This window comes from Pedomonas mirosovicensis (genome assembly GCF_022569295.1).
GTDB lineage: Bacteria > Pseudomonadota > Alphaproteobacteria > Sphingomonadales > Sphingomonadaceae > Pedomonas > Pedomonas mirosovicensis.
Map to the genome: position 1 here is coordinate 499,043 of NZ_JAKFIA010000002.1, position 18,314 is coordinate 517,356.

Annotated in this window: 10 protein-coding genes; 3 read left to right on the forward strand and 7 right to left on the reverse strand. The window is 65.0% G+C overall.

The window, feature by feature from the left end:
- Positions 1 to 33: 33 nt before the first annotated feature.
- Positions 34 to 1,284, reverse strand: a complete 1,251-nt coding sequence (locus tag L0C21_RS15215) for a PepSY-associated TM helix domain-containing protein (RefSeq protein WP_259279278.1) — start codon at positions 1,282 to 1,284, stop codon at positions 34 to 36.
- Between the two features lie 8 nt (positions 1,285 to 1,292).
- Positions 1,293 to 3,434, reverse strand: a complete 2,142-nt coding sequence (locus L0C21_RS15220; protein WP_259279279.1) for a TonB-dependent siderophore receptor — start codon at positions 3,432 to 3,434, stop codon at positions 1,293 to 1,295.
- Positions 3,435 to 3,710: 276 nt separating this feature from the next.
- Here L0C21_RS15220 and L0C21_RS15225 point away from each other — a divergent pair, with 276 nt between their 5' ends.
- Both L0C21_RS15225 and L0C21_RS15230 read left to right on the forward strand, forming a co-directional pair.
- Positions 3,711 to 5,243, forward strand: a complete 1,533-nt coding sequence (locus L0C21_RS15225; protein ID WP_259279280.1) for a M20/M25/M40 family metallo-hydrolase — start codon at positions 3,711 to 3,713, stop codon at positions 5,241 to 5,243.
- 169 nt (positions 5,244 to 5,412) lie between these two features.
- A complete protein-coding gene (locus L0C21_RS15230; RefSeq protein WP_310593402.1) occupies positions 5,413 to 6,783 on the forward strand; it encodes a CapA family protein in 1,371 nt (456 codons plus the stop codon).
- Positions 6,784 to 6,940: 157 nt separating this feature from the next.
- Here the strand turns inward: L0C21_RS15230 and L0C21_RS15235 are convergent, their stop codons facing one another.
- Entirely contained in the window at positions 6,941 to 10,012 is a 3,072-nt protein-coding gene (locus L0C21_RS15235; RefSeq protein ID WP_259279281.1) for a PAS domain-containing protein, read from the reverse strand.
- A gap of 318 nt (positions 10,013 to 10,330) precedes the next feature.
- Here L0C21_RS15235 and L0C21_RS15240 point away from each other — a divergent pair, with 318 nt between their 5' ends.
- Positions 10,331 to 10,966, forward strand: a complete 636-nt coding sequence (locus tag L0C21_RS15240) for a 2-dehydro-3-deoxy-6-phosphogalactonate aldolase (protein WP_259279282.1) — start codon at positions 10,331 to 10,333, stop codon at positions 10,964 to 10,966.
- An 80-nt stretch (positions 10,967 to 11,046) separates the two neighbouring features.
- Here L0C21_RS15240 and L0C21_RS15245 read toward each other — a convergent pair whose 3' ends face one another.
- From L0C21_RS15245 to L0C21_RS15260, 4 genes are all read right to left on the reverse strand, one after another.
- A complete protein-coding gene (locus L0C21_RS15245; RefSeq protein ID WP_259279283.1) occupies positions 11,047 to 11,958 on the reverse strand; it encodes a 2-dehydro-3-deoxygalactonokinase in 912 nt (303 codons plus the stop codon).
- Positions 11,959 to 12,068: 110 nt separating this feature from the next.
- Positions 12,069 to 13,982: a response regulator gene (locus L0C21_RS15250; RefSeq protein WP_259279284.1), complete on the reverse strand. Its 1,914-nt coding sequence runs from the start codon at positions 13,980 to 13,982 to the stop codon at positions 12,069 to 12,071.
- Entirely contained in the window at positions 13,969 to 14,856 is an 888-nt protein-coding gene (locus tag L0C21_RS15255; protein ID WP_259279285.1) for a CheR family methyltransferase, read from the reverse strand. The genes L0C21_RS15250 and L0C21_RS15255 overlap by 14 nt, the downstream gene beginning before the upstream one ends.
- Positions 14,841 to 17,996, reverse strand: a complete 3,156-nt coding sequence (locus L0C21_RS15260; RefSeq protein WP_374940271.1) for a response regulator — start codon at positions 17,994 to 17,996, stop codon at positions 14,841 to 14,843. Before L0C21_RS15260 ends, L0C21_RS15255 begins: the two co-directional genes overlap by 16 nt.
- Positions 17,997 to 18,314: the final 318 nt, after the last annotated feature.

Consider the following 18,314-nt stretch of genomic DNA (forward strand, 5'->3'; position numbering starts at 1 on the left):
TGACTGCGCCATGAACAAGAGTGGATTACCGCTTCAGGCAAGGGCAGCCCGCAGCGCCCGGATGCGGCGGGCGCGACGCTTGCGCGCCCAGAGAATGACGCCGGTGACGGAGAGGGTTGCCGTCAGCACGCCCGCGGCTGCTGCCAGAATTTTAGTGGGCAGGCCCGCAATGGTGCCGCTGTGCAGCGCCAACTGCATCCGCATGAAAATGTCGCCTGCCGTGCCGCCGGTCGCGGCGACCACATCAATGGTCTCACCCGTGCGGCTGTCCACGAACACCCACGACGCGCCGATGCCGGGGCCCGCCTCTGTCCCGAAGCCAACGCCGTAAACGCCCAGCTCCGCCGCGTTGTAGAGGCCGGAGGTGAGCTCATGGATACCGGCGGCGCGGGCCGCAAGCGTGGCGCGGGCTAAGGCCTCGTTGAAGCTGAGGCGAGCCTCGATGGGCTTTTCCGGCGGGGCCATGGGGCGTTGCAGATAGCGCGGCTCGCTGACGGGTGAGACGCTGTTCACCACCGGCTCGAACACCTCGTGCTCCAGGGTGAGGGCAACGCCGCTGACGGCCATGACGAACAGCACCGGCCACAGCCACAGGCCGCCCGCCCGGTGGATGTCGAGCGTGCGTCGTTCGGTCGAGGCGTTGGGCTTCAGTTGCCAGCTCTTGCCCCACTTCCGCCAGAACGGGCCGCCTTTGGGCAGGGTGAGGTAAAAGCCGAACAGGCTGTCGATCGCCCACAGAATGGCGACCGTTCCGAGGAGGAACGCGCCCAGCCGCCCCGGCAGGTAGAGGTTGCTGTGCAGCGTGTGGAGGAACGGGATGAGGTTCTCCCGCGCAAGGCTGGGTGCGCCATAGGTCCGCCGCCCCTGAATCTCGCCGGTTACCGGATTGATGAAGACCTGGTTGTATTCGGCCGGGTAAAGCGTGCCCGTTGCCGGGTTCACCTTCCACTCAACCCACACGTCGGCGGCGCGGCTGGGCTCGGATTCAAGCGGAATCCAGCGCGCCCGCACGCGCGGGTCGGCCGCCTCGATCCGGTCCGCCAGATCCTGTGGGGAGAGGGACGGCCCGGTTGCCTCGATCTGGAACAGCCGGGGGTTGAGCGCCGCGTCCAGCTCGGTCTGGAAGACGAGGAGGCTGCCGGTCAATCCGGCAAGCACCAGAAACAGCGCGATTGCGAGGCCGAAGTAGCGGTGCAGCCGCACCACGAGCCCGCGCAGCCCCGCGCCCGCCGCCGTACGGGCGGGAGCGGTGAGGGGGGCAGCAGGGCGCGCGGGGGCGTGCATCAGGGGGCCTAGAACTTGCGGGTCACAGTTGCGATCACCTGGCGGCTCTGGCCGAAGAAGCAGCCCACCGGACCGGTGCAGCGCCCGGCGTAGCGTTTGTCAAAGATGTTGCTGCCGTTGAGGGCGAAGCGCCAGTCGGCCGTGTCGTAGTGGATGATCGCATCGAACAGGGTGGTGGACGGCGTGTAGTAGACCGTCGGCGCGAAGGCGCTCGGCAGGCTGCCGGGGCTGTTGCTGAGGTAGCGGCCGCCAACACCAACGCCAAAGCCCGCCAGCGGGCCCTGCTGCAAGGTGTAGTCGACGAACAGCGACAGCTTGTGCTTGGGCTGGCCGACGAGGCGCGCACCGAGGTCCGGGCCGTTGCTCTCGGTCACTTCCGTATCGGCGTAGGTGTAGGAGCCGTTGATGCTGAGTTGATCGTGGATGCGAGCGACGGCTTCCAGCTCGAAGCCCTTCACCTCCACCTCGCCGGTCTGGACGCTGAAGTTCGCATTGTTGGGATCGGTCGTGACCACGTTGGTCTGCGTGATCTTGTAGACGGCGGCGGTGGCGAACAGCTTCACGCCGGGGCTGAGCGTGCGGCCGTCATACTTCACGCCCGCCTCCCACTGCTTGCCCTCGGAGGGGTCGAACGCCTGCCCGCTTGCATCGGCCCCCACCACCGGCTGGAAGGAGGTTGCGTAGCTCACATAGGGCGCGATGCCGGTGTCGAACAGGTAGGTGCCGCCCACCCGATAGGTGAACTTGTCGTCTTTGTCGGTCGGCGCATCCGGGGAGAGGTAATCGGTGCGGCGGCTCCAGTCCTGCCGGCCGGAAAGGGTGAGGATGAAGCCGCCAAGCTTCGCCTGATCCTGCACGTAAAGGCCGGTCTGCTTCAGCCGCTGATCGGTCCAGGGGGAGAGGGCCGGGGCTTCGACGGGTGCGGTGCCGTAAACCGGGTCGAACAGGTCGATCGGCGTGGTGGCGGCAAAGCCGAAGGCGGAGGCCTCGCGGTAATTGCGATAGTCCAGCCCCGCCAGCAGGCGGTGCTCGATCGGCCCGGTGCTGAACCGGCCGTCGAGGCGGCTGTCGATGGCGAACTGGTTCACATCATCCTTGAACGGATAGTCGGCGCGGGAGACCGTCCGGTTGTCCGCGGCGAGGCCCGTTGCGTAGATGGTTCGCATGTCCTCGTGATACTCGGTCCAGCGGGCGTTCTGGGTGAAGCTGAGCGCATCGCTGAAGCGGTGCACCAGTTCGTATCCGGCCGCAAACTGCTCGCGGCGATAGAAGTTGAGGTCCGGCTCGCCCAGGTTGGTGCCCCGGCTGATCCGGCCCAACGGATTGTCCTCCAGCACGCCGAGCACGGGCAGGAAGCCGTTGGGATCCCCTTCCGTGCGGTCGTACTGGTAGTAGCCAAGGCCGGTGAGGGTCGTGTCGGGGCCCAGCGCGATGCTGACGGCCGGGGCCGCATAGGCCCGCTCGGCGGTCACGAAGTCGGTCTGGCTGTCCCGGTCGCGGTAGAGGCCGGTCAGGCGGGCGGTGACGCCATCCGTCAGCGCACCGGTGATGGTGCCCGCCGCCTGCTTGTAATCATCGGTGCCGTATTTCACCGCCACCTCGCCGCCGAATTCGGCGGAGGGACGGCGGCTGGTCAGGTTGTAGATGCCGCCCGGCGGCGTGGTGCCGTAAAGCACGGAGGCCGGGCCCTTGAGAACGTCCACCGACTCGAAGCCGTAGAGGTCGACGCCCACGTTGGCGATGGTGGCGCTGACCGGGGCCTGCAGTCCATCGATGTACTGCACCGGAATGAACCCGCGCAGCGTCAGGAAATCAAACCGCAGGTCCGGGCCATAGTTCTCGCCGACGATACCTGCGGTGTAGCGCACCGCCTGCTGTACATCGATGAAGTTGAGGAGGTCGATCTGGTCCCGCGTCACCACCGAGACGGACTGCGGCGTCTCAATGAGCGGCGCGGTGGTCTTGGTGGCGGTCAAGCTGCCCGAGGGCACGTAGTTGGGAGCGGTGACCACCAGGTCTGGCATGGCTGCGTTCCGGGCCTCGGCGGCAATGGCCGGCGTACCGGCAAGGGCGGCAGCGCCGAGAATGGCAGCGCGCAGGGAAAGGCGGGCCAAGCCCGGATTGGATTCGATGAAGACAGAACGGCCCATGATACCCCCAGCGAGAAACCGCATGAACGATGTTCGCCGGGCGCGGCAGTATCCGCCGCCCAGCGGGATGTGCCTATACACTATTAAGAGTGAGTTGCAATAGCGTGTTATGTCACAATTTGCCGCGTTCCGCAGCATCGGGAGGATGTTCGCGGTGCGCGACGGCACGCTGTTGGGTCCCGTCCGCTGGGTTCGGTCATTTCCGCTATGGCTGGACAAGGCGCAGCCGCACGCCCTAGCCTGCATCCGCTTGTTATTCCACGAGGGGGCGTCACCATGAGATCCATCTGGCAGACCGGTATCGCGGCTGCGGCAGTGGCACTTCAGCTTCTATCGGCCATGCCGGCGGCCGCTTCCGTGAAAGGCTATCGGCAGGCCAATGAGCACGCCATTCTGACCGAGCTGGCCGGGCTGCTCGCCATTCCCAATGTGGCATCCGACCGCGAGAACATCCGCCGCAATGCCGATGCCCTGGTCGCTATGATGGAGAAGCGCGGGCTGAAGCCGCGTCTGTTGGAATCATCCGATGCAAAGGCTCCGCCGGTGGTCTATGGCGAGTGGCGGGTTGCCGGCGCCAAGCGCACCATCGTGCTTTATGCCCACTATGATGGCCAACCCACCGATGCAAGCCAGTGGACTGGCAGCCATCCCTGGAAGCCGGTGCTGCGCGACAAGCCCCTCTACGCCGGGGGCACGGTTATCCCCATGCCGCAACCTGGCGAAAAGATCGATCCGGAAAGCCGCCTCTATGCCCGGTCGGCGTCCGACGACAAGGCGGGCGTAATGGCCATCCTTGCCGCCATCGATGCGCTGAAGGCGGAAGGGCGCGCGCCTGCCGCCAATATCAAGATCGTCTTCGAGGGCGAGGAGGAAGCGGGATCGCCCCACCTTGCCGATATTCTCGGCCGCCACAAGGCGCTGCTGAAGTCCGACGGCTGGGTGATCTTCGATGGACCGGCGCACCAATCGGGACGCGTGCAGGTGGTATTCGGCGCGCGGGGCATCATCGGGGCGGATATCACCGTTTATGGCGCGAACCGTCCCCTGCACAGCGGGCATTATGGCAACTGGGCGCCCAACCCGGCCATGGAGCTGTCGCGCCTCTTGGCCAGCATGAAGGATGAGACCGGCCGCGTGCTCATCAAGGGTTTCTATGATGACGTGGAGCCGCTGGGCGAGGCCGAGCGCCGCGCCATTGCCGAGGCTCCGCAGGTCGACCGGGAACTGCAGGCCGCGCTGGGCTTCGGCCAGCCGGAAGGCGGCGGCCAGAGCCTGCTGGCCCTCATCAGTCAGCCATCGCTCAACATCGACGGGTCCAAAAGCGCCGAGGTGGGCGGGAAGGCCCGCAACATCATTCCCACCACCGCCACGGCGACGCTCGACATGCGGCTGGTGCGGGGCAACGACTATCGCCGCCAGTTCGACAAGCTGGTGGCCCATGTGCGCGCCCAGGGCTTCTACGTGACCGACCGCGAGCCGACGGCGGAGGAGCGCGCGCGATATCCGCGCGTTGCCCAGGTCGCCTTGCGTGACGGCTACAATGCGGAGCGCGCGGACATGGACGATCCCTTCGCCCGCGCGGTGACAGATGCGGTGCGCCACGCCGGCATCGGCCCCATCGTAAATCTGCCGTCAATGGGCGGCAGCCTGCCGCTGTACGTTATCCGCAATACCTTCGACGTGCCGTCGATCATGGTCGGCATCGCCAACCACGATAACAACCAGCATGCCGAGGATGAAAACCTGCGATTGCAGAACCTGTGGGATGGCATCGAGGCCGCCGCCGGCATCATGACCATGACATTCTGAGCAGGCGGCCAGCGGGCAGGCAGGCGCAGGCTTGATTGCGGCCCCTTACTCAACCTAGAGTTGATGAAGCCGGATGGGCGCATCCGCGGGGGGTGGACAACGGGAGCAGACGGCAGAGCAGGAGGGCAAGATGGCAAGAGGATTGCCGGTTTTCCGTTTTGCGGCCTGTATGTTTGCCATCACAGTTGCCGTTGCGGCACCCGCATTGGCGCTGGAAGAGCCATCCTCTATCAAGCCGGTGCCGACCACGCCAATGCCGGGCGAATTTACCTTCGCGGCGGTGGGCGACCTCATCTACTTGCGTCCGATGCTGGCGACCCTTGAGACGCAGTCGCCTGATATGATGAAGCTGCTGCGCGGCGCGGATGTGACGTTCGGCAACTTTGAGATGCAGGCCATAGACTTGGCCCACTTTCGTGGCGCACCCCAGGCGGAGTCGGGCGGCACGTGGCTGATCGCCGACCCGCGCGTCGTGGACGACGTGAAGGCAATGGGCTTTGACGTCCTCAGCCTCGCCAACAACCATACAACGGACTGGGGCGTCGAAGGGCTGGCCGAGACGGAGGCGCGTCTCAAGGCCGCCGGGCTTATCTCTGCGGGAACCGGCCGCACGCTGCAGGCGGCCCGCAGCCCGCGATATCACGACGGCAGCAAGGGGCGGGTGGCGCTGGTTGCCACCAGTTCCACTTTCACGCCCATGTCCCGCGCGGCCGATCCGATTGGCGAAATTCCCGGCCGGCCGGGGCTCAACCCGCTGCGCGTTGACCGCATTGCCTTGGTCAGCAAATCGCAGCTTGCGGTGCTGGGCGAACTGGCCGCCCAGGCCCCTGGCCGCAAAACGCAGCAGTCGGAAGGGACCGTTCGTCTGCTGGGCGCGAAATATCGGGCGATCGAGCCCTACTCCGGCAAAATCACGTTCAGCTACGAGATGGACGAGCAGGACCTTTCGGGCAATCTGCTTGCAGTGCGGCAAGGCAAGCAGAACAGTAATTTTATGGTCTTTGCCGTTCACAACCATGAGCCGGGCAACGACAGCGATGTGCCGGCGGATTTTGCCATCACGCTGGCCCGACGTGCGATTGACGAGGGCGCCGATGCCTATGTGGGGCATGGGCCGCACATTTTGCGCGGCATCGAAATTTATAAGGGCAAGCCGATTTTCTACTCCCTCGGCAACTTTGCCATGATGAACAATTCCCTCGATGCCCTGCCGAGGGACATGTACGAGCAATACGCCGTGGAACCGGGCTCCAGGACCGTGCCCGAGCTGTTGCAGGCCCGGGCAGAGAAAACCTTCGCTGACCCGAGGCTCTACGAGTCCGTTATTGCCGTCAGCCGCTACGTGGACGGCCGGGTGGCCGAGATCCGGCTTTATCCCATAGACCTCGGCGTCAACGTTCAGGGAGCCGGGCGCGGCGTGCCAAGACTGGCCGATCCTACTGTGGGCCGCCGCATTCTTGAGCGGCTGCAATCCCTCTCCAAGCCCTTCGGGACGGAGATCCTCCTGAAAGACGGCGTCGGGATCATTCGTATCCCATAGGCGCAACATCGGCTTCCGGTTCGCCGGGCGCCGCCTTGCGCTTATCGGCGCTGGCCACACGCAGAAACTGCCGAACCATCCGCGGGGAAAGCTCTTTACTGCCCTGCCGCGCAGCCGGGGCGTTATGGCCAGTGTCCCGGCGGGCTAGAGAGCGCCCTTATTTGCTCAAGGCCTTGCTCAAAACCTCGGTCAGCCGCTCCGATGTGTACGGTTTCTTGAGCAGCTCGAAGCCGAGATTGCCTTCTTCCACCAGAACCTGGCTGTAGCCGCTGGTGAGAACCACCGGAAGGTCCGGGTAGCGGCTTTGCAGCAGCTGGGCAAACTCAATGCCGTTCATGCCCGGCATGACAACATCTGAGAGCACGATATCAAATTGCTCCCGCTGCTGTTCCAAAAGTTCGAGCGCTGACTGCGGATCAAGCATCCACTCTGATCGATAGCCGAGATCGGTAAGGATGAGGCGCGCAAATTCGCCTACCTGAATATCATCTTCCACCAGCAGGACCCGGTACGGCCGCGCCAGCATTTGGTGTCGCCGGGGTGATTGGTCCGGAGCCTCAGCCTCATCGCGCTTTTCAATCCGCGGCAGGTAGACGGTAAACGTCGTGCCTTTCCCCGGCTCGCTCTCTACATCCAGCTCGCCGCCTGACTGTTTGGCGAAGCCGTACACTTGCGACAGTCCCAGCCCCGTGCCCTTGCCCACTTCCTTGGTGGTGAAGAAGGGCTCGAAAATCCGCCCCAGGTGTTCGGGCGCGATGCCGCAGCCGGTATCGGCGATGGACAGGGCGACGCACGGGCCCTCAAGAGGCGGGCAAAGGTTCGGGTTGGGCACCGATTGGCGGGGAGCAACGGTAATCGTGATCGTGCCTTCGCCGTTCATCGCATCGCGGGCGTTGGCGGCCATGTTGATGATTGCCGTCTCGAACTGGGTTGCATCCGCTTCCACATGGCAGTTGCCGGGCCCGGGATTCGTGATGACGGTCACGCGCTCCCCGACGGCGGAATGGAGCATCTCCGTAATCCGGCTCAGGCGTTCGCCGACTTCAAACACCTCGGGCCTCAGCGCCTGCCGCCGTGAGAAGGCCAGCAGCTGGCTGGTCAGTTTGGCGGCGCGATCGGCCGTCTCGGCGATGGCATCGATATAGCGCTTCCGCCTGTCTTCCGTTAGGTTCTGGCGTTGCAACAGGTCGGCGGAAGACCGGATGACGGTGAGCAGATTATTGAAATCGTGGGCAACGCCGCCGGTCAATTGGCCGATGGCCTCCAGCTTCTGGGACTGGCGGAGAGTTTCCTGCATTTGCGCCAGTTCGGCCTCGCGCGCCTTCTCGCCCGTGATGTCCCGCCCCACCGCATAAATCAGTCCCTCGCCAGGGCCGGCCGTCCAGGCGAACCAGCGCCACGTGCCGTCGGCCGCCCGCAACCGGACCTCCAGATCACTCTCTGGCCGGGTGATGGCGGCAATGGCCAGCAACTCGAGGGAGCGTCCCAGGTCATCTGGATGCACATAGGGTCGGAAGCTCCGGCCGACCATATCCTCCGGCTTGTATCCGAGCAGGCGGGTCACGGCGGGGTTGATGGCCCGAATAATGCCCTTTGGGGTGATGACCAGGAAAACATCCTGGCTCAGGCGCCACATGTTATCGAGCTCGGCAGTACGCTCCGATACGCGTTGTTCGAGTTCGCGATTGAGCTTCCGCAGGGCGGCTTCACTGCTACGCAGGGCCTCCTCGACGCGCCGGCGCTCGGCGAGTTCCCGCTGCGCCGCCTGGTAAAGCCGGGCATTGTCGAGCGCGACCGAGGCCTGGCTGGCGATGGCAACCATCAGCTGCTCGTGCTGCTCCGTGAAGCGCCCCGGCTCTGGATGGCCAAAGAACAGCCCGCCCAGCACCTCGCCCGAGCGCGAGATCACCGGCACCGCCAGATAGCTGCGGACCGGCAGATGCCCTTCCGGCATCCCCTGGTGCGGGGCGTTGCGGCCAAAGCGAGGATCGCGGGTAATGTCGTGAGAGCGCACCACGGCTTCACCGTTGAAGGTGGGGCTGAGCACGTGGGTGTTTCGCGGTATTCCCATCTCCTTGAAGGTTTCGGGATCCGCGCCTGACAACGTGAAGAGCATGCACTTGCTGCCCTTGTCGTCGAGAACATGATAGAAGAAGGCGCCGAGCTGGGCCCCGGTCAGTTCAACGCCGGCGTCGGTCACCATCTGGACCACGCGCTCAAGGTCAAGCTCCGCCGCCAGCGCCTTGCCGGTGCGGTTTACGGTCTCGAGGATGCGGCTCTGATCCTGCAGCTTGGCTTCGGCCTGCCGTTGCTGCGAGATGTCGCGCGTCACCGCAAGGTGCGCCACCGTGCCATCGGGCATCTGGAGCGGCACGGCATGGGTTTCCATGAACCGGCGGTTGCCGGTCAGGCTCAGGATTTCGAACTGCCAGCTAAGCCTTTCCCCGGCGATAACCCGGTTATGCTTGCGATGCCATTCCTCGCGCCATTCGGGGGCAATGGCATCCAGAATATCGGTGCCGCGCACGCTATCGAGGTCGGGCGCCTCCAGCATGGAAAGTCCGGCCGGGTTCATATGCAGCAGCCGGCCATCCGCGCTGACGAGCTTGATGCAGTCCGGCGTTGCCTCGGTGATGGCGTGCTGCCGGATCTCGCTGTTCAGAAGGGCCCTCTCCGCGCGCTTCCGGTCAGAGACGTCTATGGCCAGGACATACAGCCCCTCCACAGCCCCTTTTGCGTTGCGGCAGGGAAGATATTCAAGCTCCAGGTCCGAAGTCAGGCCACGGGCCGTGGGCGTGATGAGGGTAAACCGCTGATACTCGCCGCGCAGCGCCGCCTCGAGTTGCTCGCGCCTGGCCATGAAGTGCGGCGTGCCCAGCAGGTCCTCAACCGTTTGGCCGATGATTTTCTCCCTGGGCTGCCCAAACCAGCGCTCGTAGGTGGCGTTGATATAGCGATAGCGCAGGTCGGCATCGATGTAGGCGATCAGGAACGGAAGGGAATCGACAAGGTGGCGCAGGCGCCGGAACGTGATGGCTTCCGCAACGCCGGTGTTCGCATCCGCCATCGCGGCGGACTCGTGCCAGCCTTGCAGGGCGCTTGCCTGCGCGCCGCTCGATTGGGCGGCCTGTGCCGCCAGCAGCGCCCGCAACTGCGCGTTCTCGCGCTCAAGCGCCTTAATGCGCCGATCTGCGACTTCGGTCGCCAAGGAATCCGCGTCCCGGGTCATTGATTTGCCTGAGGCGCCACAGTCTGTTGTACATGCGTATTAAATTTGGCCTGCTTCTGAAAAGCTGCCAGCATCTTGGCATGCGCGCACACGATCTGCCGTAACACGCTCCCCCTCACTTTCCGAACACAACGCTAGGCTGTAAAGCAGCTTACAGGTAGGGCGGTTTGCGTCGATGGCTACCATCTTTGCAATAACCCGGATTGGTTGCGGTTGTGCATGGCGGGACGCTGGGGCCTTTGGCCGCGACCACGCAGCCGTGGTAGCCATTTGGCGTGCGGCGCGCTACGACAGCATCTCCGAAATAATGTGGCGGTGATGGACATGATGAACGAGCAGCTGGCGGTCGAGGCGATGGCGCAGGCACCGGTGGTTGCCATCTTGCGGGGCATCCGGCCCGATGAGGTGGTGGCGGTGGCTGATGCGCTGATCGAAGAAGGCGTCACCCTCATCGAAGTGCCGCTCAACTCGCCCGATCCGATTGACAGCATCGCGCGGCTGGCGCGGCATGCGGCCGGGCGGGCGCTCGTTGGGGCGGGTACGGTGCTGAACCCGGCGGACGTGGATCGTGTGGCCGATGCAGGCGGGCAAATCATCGTCACGCCCAACACCGATGCCGCCGTCATCCGGCGCGCGCTCGAGCGGGGGCTGGTGCCCATGCCGGGTTTCCTGACGCCCACCGAAGCCTTCGCCGCCGTGGCTGCCGGCGCAAAGTACATCAAGCTGTTTCCCGCTGGGCCGCTCGGCCTTGACTATTACAAGGCCATCAAGGCCGTGTTGCCGGCCTCGGCCCAGGTGCTGGCCGTAGGCGGCGTCGGCCCGGCCAACGCGCAGGAGTGGCTGGCGGCGGGCGCGGCCGGTCTCGGCATCGGCAGCGATATCTACCGCCCAGGTGACACGCCGGATATCGTGCGCGCCAAGGCCCGCGCCATCATGGCCGCCGTCCGCGGATAAACTTTCGCGTTTGGTTTTTGAGATTTTGCAGGGGAAGTTGCGCCCCCTGCAAGATACCCTTTTTGAACAAAAACCGGCGCTCAGGCGAGGGCGCGGTGCGCCGCCTGCAGCCCGGCGCGCACGGTCTCTGCACCCGAGAGGGGCTTGCTCTCCAGCCCGAAGGCGGCAAGCGCGCGGGCATAGAGCGTCGCCAGTTGCTCCGAGCAGATGATGCGAAGGGGCAGGCCCTTTCGCGTCAGATCCAGCGCGGCCGCGGCGCTGCGGACGTCCGCGCCGATCAGCAGGCCGCTGAGGTAGCTGCCCGCGTCCTCCCGCGGCAGGTTGCCGGCCACCTGGCGGGCGCGCACGGAAAAGACCAGGGATTCCAGGCCCGCCGCCGGATTGCTCCGCACGGCCTCCACGCCGGCGTCGAAGGCTGCGCCAGGGGAAACGGCGGCAGGCTTGCCGCCCAGCAATACCGTGTGGCGGGCGATGGCATCGTAGAGTTCGCCGGTCAGCGCCGTGTGGAAGCTGGTGACGACGCCGTTCTCGACCAAGGCCCACTTGTTGTGGGTGCCGGGCAGCGCAGCAACGAAGCTGCGTTCGCCGCCGATCGCGGCTGCGCCAAAGATCTGGGTTTCCTCTCCGCGCATCACATCGGGCAGGCCGAAGCTGTTGCGGGCGCGCAGGCCAGGCAGGATAGCAATGGCGCGTCCCTGGGCGGTGAACCGCAGCGCCTGCCCGCCCATGGCCTCAAGCGGGCAGGGGCAGTCCTGATACCCTGCATCGGCCCAGCCGATGGTCGAGCCCACCATGCCGCACAGAACGGCGGGCAGGGCGGCATCCCACCCCTCCACGGCCGCAAGGAAGGCCGCCTCGACCGCCGCTTTGCCGTCCAGCTGGCTGACGCCGGGGGCCTCGCGGGACTCAAGAATGTCTCCATCCTCGGCGCAAAGCCACAACCGGGCGTGAGTGGTGCCCCAGTCACCGGCGATGAAGGCGGGTGTATTCATGACCGTTTTCCGTTCCAAATCAGGCCGCTCTTTCGGCAGCGCGCCCTGAATTGCAATGATTTGGCGGTCCTGCCAAGCGCAAAGCGGGCTCCGCCCGCGCAAAGGCCGCTTCAGCCCCGCAGGCGAATGACGCGCTTCGGGGCGTTTTCCTCAGCGCTGATAGCGCTGTTTTCTGGCTGGAGGGAGGGAGTCAGCTGCTGTGCGGCCACAATCAGCCCCTTGGGATCGAACGGCTTGCCGACCACCGCCACGTGGCTGAAGTCGCGGGGCAGATGCTCCCGCCCATAGCCGCTGACAAACAGGAAGGGCACATGCCGGCGGGTCAACTCCGAGGCAATTTCATCGACCGCCTGGCCATGCAGGTTGGCATCGAGCAGAGCGCCATCGGGCGCGGCGGTTTCGATAAGCCTGATGGCCTGTTCGGCCGTGCCGGCGGTGCCCACGACTCTGGCGCCCGCGTCCTCCAGCAGAGCCGTCAATTCCAGCGCCACGAGCGGCTCATCCTCGATCACGATGAAGCGTTTGCCGGCAATGCCGCTCGGCTCGCCCGCCGCATCGCCCGGCAGGGCAAACCCCTCATCCCCCGTCCCGGCAGGAGAGGGCTGCGTTCCGGCGGGCTGGTCGGGTTGCAGGGCAAGCGGCACCGTGAAGAGCCACTGGGCGCCATCCGCTCCATAGGTCGCCTTGGCCTGCCCGCCCATGGCCCTCAGGCTCCGCTCGATCAGCGATGTGCCAAAGCCGTGCCGCGTAGGCGGCTTGACGGTCGGGCCACCGGATTCCACCCAGCTCATGCGAATGGAACCGGTCTCAAGCGTCCAGGTCAGGTCGACCCGGCCGTGCGGGGTGGAGAAGGCCCCGTATTTGTGGGCGTTCGTGGTCAGTTCATGCAGCACCAGGGCCAGATGCAGGGCCATTTCTGGTTCGAAATCCACGTCGGGGCCGATAGCTGCCAGGCGGGTCTCGTCAATGAGGCCGAGCCGTACCTGGTTCTGTATCAGCTCCGCCAGTTTTGCGCCCCGCCAGATGGCGCTGCTGAGCAGGGAGTGAGCGCGCGCCAGCGCCTGGATGCGGCCGATGAAGGCCGTGGCGAAGGCCTCGGGGCTTTCCGCGTGGCGCAGGGTTTGCGTCGCGATGGCCTGCACGGAGGCGAGAGTGTTCTTCACCCGGTGGTTCAGTTCGCCGATCAGCAGCCGTTGGGTCTCTTCCGCCCGCGCGCGCTCGGTCACATCAAGGATCTGCCAGTTGACGGAGGTGAGGCGGCCCAGGCCGTCGCGCAATGCCGAGCCGTACCATTCGCAGTCGATGATGGAGCCGTCCTTGCGGTAGGCACGGGAGATCTGCTTGGTGCGCGATTGCGTGCCCGCGCGCATTTCGGCGGCGAGTGCGGCGAACGCCTCGGCGCTGTCCTCGTGCACCCAGCGCAGCTCGCCCATGGGCCTGCCGATCACTTCCGATGCTCCCCACCCGAACAGGCGCTCCGCGCTGTCGGACCATGACACCAGGCGGAAATCCTGGTCGCACTCGACGATGGCGAGGGGAGAATTGTCGCTGTGCGCCTGAAGCCGGGCCAGCACCGTTGAGAGGGTCTGGGCGGTAACGCGCAGTTCGTCGCGCTGGCGCGCCAGTTCCTGCCGCTGGCGGCTGAGTTCGAAGAAGATGTTGGCCTTGCTCTTCAGGATTTGCGGGTCGAGCGGCTTCAGCAGGTAATCGACCGCGCCGGTCTCGTAGCCCCGGAACCGGCGGCGTTCATCGGTGGCGACGGCCGTCAGGAAAATAATCGGAATATTCCGGGTGCGCTCCGTGCCGCGCATCAGCTCGGCCAGCTCGAAGCCATCCATGCCCGGCATCTGCACATCCAGGAGCGCCAGCGAGACGTCGTGAACCAGCAGCAACTCCAGCGCCTCGTGTCCCGACCGGGCCTTCAGCAGCTCGAGCCCTTCGCGTTTGAGAAGAGCCTCCAGCGCCAGCAGGTTCTCCTCAACGTCATCCACCAAGATAAATTTGACCACGTCATGCGAAGTCAAGGCTGAACTCCTTGCGAGCAGGGTGTGGCATTGCGCGTCGATAGATGCGCTCCGTGCGGGCGAAATCGCTGAAACTGTCGGCATGGCGGGAGAAGCGCAGGCTCTCCTTTGAGCCAAGACCGAGGAAGCCACCATGCACCAGGGATTCCCCAAACAGGGCAAGGGCGCGATCCTGCAAATCGCGATCGAAGTAAATCAGGACGTTACGGCAGGAAACAAGCTGTACTTCCGCAAATACCGCATCCGATACCAGGCTGTGTTCGGCAAAGACGGCACGCGAGCGCAGGGTCTTGTCAAATGCGGCCGCGCCGTATGCGGCAGTATAGTAGTCCGAAAGCGAGGATTTTCCCCCTGAGTGACGATGATTTTCGGTGAACTGGGGAATCCGGTCCAGGTCATAGATGCCCGCCTCCGCCTTCTTGAGGGCGGCGGGGCTGATGTCTGTCGCATAGAAGATGGTGCGATCCTCCAGCCCCTCTTCCCGGAAGAGAATGGCGAGCGAATAGAATTCCTCGCCGTTCGCGCACCCGGCAATCCACACCTTGAGCGAGGGGAAGGTCCGCAGGTGCGGAACCACCTTTTCGCGCAGGGCGCGGTAGTAGGACGGGTCGCGGAACATGTCGCTGACCTGGATGGTGAGAAAACCCAGCAGCTCGGAGAAGATCTCAGGATTATGCAGCAGCTTGCCCTGCAGCTGCGAGAGGCTGTCGCATCCGAAACGATATTGCGCCCTGCCCAAACGCCGCCGAAGCGAGGCGCGGGAGTAGCCGCGAAAATCATACCGGTGCCGCCGCCAGATCGCCTCGAGCAGCAGGTCCAGCTCGATATCGTCAACCGCGTCCGGATCACGCCTCATGGTCACCGCGGCATCCATACCCGAACGAGGGACAGCAGCTTGTCCACGTCCAGCGGCTTGGCCAGGTAATCGTTCGCGCCGGCCGCCAGGCACTGCTCCTGATCGTGCGCCATGGCCTTGGCGGTGAGGGCGATGATGGGCAGGGTCTTCCACTCCGGTCGCCGCCGGATCTCGCGCATGGCGGTAAGGCCGTCCATCTCCGGCATCATTACGTCCATCAGCACCAGATCGACCGGCCGCGCGTCCGGCTGGGAGGTTTCTTCCAGCGCGCGCAGCGCCTCGATGCCGTTGCGCGCGATGCGGACGCTCGCGCCGTGCGGCTCAAAAATGCTGGTGAGCGCATAGACATTACGAATGTCATCCTCGACCACGAGGATATGCCGGCCTTCGAGCGCGGAATCGCGGCTGAGGGATTTGGTCAGCATGTTCCGCTGCAATTCGGGCAACTCCGAGACCACCTGGTGCAGGAACAGGGTCACTTCGTCCAGCAGCCGCTCGGGCGAGCGAGCGCCCTTGATGATGATGGACTTTGAATATTTCCGCAGCCGCAGCTCCTCGTCCGCCGACAGCTCCTTACCGGTGTAGACGATGACCGGCGGGAAGCTCACCGCCTCATCGAGGCTGAGTTTTTCGAGCAGGTCGAGGCCCGACATATCCGGCAGGTTGAGGTCCAGCACCATGCAATCGAAAATACCGGCGGAGAGCTTGCCCAGGCACTCGGCGGCGGTGCGGGCGTTGACGGTCTCCACGTCGCGGGTGGCGAGCAGCAGCCTCAGGCTCTCCAGCTGGTTGGCGTCGTCCTCCACGATGAGCACGCGGCGCATCCGCTGGGCCAGCTGCGCCTCCAGCCCTTCCAGCACCCGCACCAGTTCCTCGCGCTTCACCGGCTTCAGCATGTAGCCCGCCGCGCCGTAGGAGAGGGCCAGGTGGGCATAGTCGCTCACCGAGACGATGTGCACCGGAATATGGCGGGTCCGCACGTCCCGCTTGATCCGGTCCAGCACGGAAAGGCCAGTGTGGTCCGGCAGCCCGATATCGAGAATGACGGCCTGCGGCAGGTATTGCCGCGCCATCACCACGCCCTCGTCCGCCGTTTCGGCGACAAGGCAGGCGAAGCCGACTTCGTGCGCCAGGTCGTAGAGAATGCGGGCAAACGCCGGGTCATCCTCGACCACCAGGATGATCCGGCTGTCGCCGGTCAGGCGTTCCCGATCATCCTCAAAGGCGCGCGGCCGTTCCTCGTCCCCCTTGGTGACCGACCGCGGCGCCGGCGGCTGGGCGGGCCGCGCCGCCTGGGCTTTCGGGGGCGTCAGGGGCAGGCTCCGCGCCGTCGGCGTCTGGGCCATCTGCGGCATCGGCGCGGCCTGGGCTGCCGCAGCATAGTTCTCGGGCAGGATCAGGCTGAAGGCGCTTCCCTCGCCAGGGCGGCTCTCAACGGTAATTTCACCGCCCAGCAGCCGCGCCAGTTCACGGGAGATGGACAGGCCCAGCCCCGTGCCGCCGTATTTCCGGCTGATGGTGCCATCGGCCTGGCGGAAGGCATCGAAAATCACCTCCTGCTGTTCGGCCGGAATGCCGATGCCGGTGTCGCGCACCGTGAAGGCAAGCCGCCCGTCGGCGGTCCGCCCGGCCATCAGCGTCACCTCGCCCTTTTCGGTGAATTTCACGGCGTTGGAGAGGAAGTTGCGGAGCACCTGCTCCACGCGCTGCGGGTCGGTTTCAATCTCCTTGGGCAGCTCCGGCAGCAGCTCGGTCCGCAGGTTCAGCCCCTTCTCGGTGGCACTGGCCTCGAAGGCGGTCTGCAACTTGCTCAGGATAGGCGCGATCCGCACCCGGCGCAGGTTCAGCTCCAGGTGGCCGGCTTCGATTTTAGAGATGTCCAGCACATCGTTGATGAGCACCAGGAGGTCATTGCCGGAGATCTCGATGGTCTCGGCATATTTCACCTGGTCAGGCGTCAGGTTGCCATCGCGGTTGTCGGCGAGCAGCCGCGCCATGATGAGCAGCGAGTTGAGCGGCGTCCGCAACTCGTGCGACATGTTGGCGAGGAATTCGGACTTGTACTGGCTGGCCCGCTCCAGTTCGCTTGCCTGCTCCTCGAGGGTCGCCTGCGCCCGGCTAAGCTCGTCCCGCTGCGCCTCCAGCGCCTGGGCCTGCTCCTCCAGCTGCGCGTTGGTCTCCTCCAGCTCGGATTGCTGCACTTCCAGCCGCGACTGGGAGTCCTGCAGGGCGCGGGTCTGCGCTTCCAACTCCTCGTTGGCCGCCCTTAGTTCTTCGCTCTGTTGCTGCAGCTCCTCGGCCTGCTGCTGGGTTTCCTCCAGCAATTCCTGCAGGCGGGCGCGATACTCGGCCGAGCGAATGGCAACGCCAATCACCTCCGAAACCCGATTGAGCAGTTCGGTGCAGACCGGGTCCACCGCGCCGGGCAGGCCCAGTTCCATGACAGCGTTGACCATGCCATCCGCCCTGGCGACGGCGATCACGAGGCTGCGCGGCTTGCCTCGCCCCAATGCTGAGCCGAAATAGAGATAATTGTCTGGCACGGGGGCGAGCGTGAAGCCGCGCTTGTCCTTGACCGCCTGCCCCAGCAATCCGTCGGACAGGTGGAAGCGCTCCGGCACCGGTGCATCGGCCGGGGTGCCGTAGGTGGCGATCCGGTGGAAGCCGTCGCCGTTGCGGGTGAAGATCGCGCCGGCCTGCGCCCCCATGTGTTCCGACAGGAAGCCGAGAATGTTCTCGCCCAGTTGGTCGAGCCGCTGCTCGCCGCCAAGGCGCAGCGCAAGGTTTACCTGCCCAGCCTGCAGCCATTCCTCCCGGCGGATGGCCAGCCGGTTGCGGATGAACAGATAGCCGATGCCGGCGATGATCCAGGCCGTCAGGCCGCCGAGAATCCGGTTGATCTGGGCAATGTCCGGATCCACCCCGGACGGGGCGAAGAAATAGCCCGCCACCATCAGAACCGTGGCCAGGGCTGCCGTCATCACCGGCGTCAGCGGGCGCGTGGTCAGATAGGAGAGGACTACGGGGAACAGGTAGATGACCCATACCGCCGTCCCCAAGGGCAGCAACAGATCGGCCCCGAAGGGAACGGCGATGAGAATTGCCAGAATACCGTAGAGCAGCGGGTCTAGTCGTCGGTCGATGGCCAGCGTGGTCACGGAAGCCCCAGTCCTCATGTACAATTCAGGGGTTTCCTTATTCCAAAGACGGTTCGCAAATGCAACCAGTTGGCAGAGTATCCGAGGTAGATGCCAGAGTAATCAGGGTGAAATTATTAATAATAAAGTCAGAGACAGCGCGCTTAGTGCGAACATGGTCAAAGTCAAGTCTATGGCGCGCATTGTTCTGGCAAGGTGGAATTTGTCCAGTAGTTTGGCGTGAGCGCTGGTCATTCGGCATGGCGTGCGGATTGCTCGCGCCCTTGCATCTTTCTATCAGCAACATTTGGTTGTCTTGGGCCGGCGATGCCGCGCGCC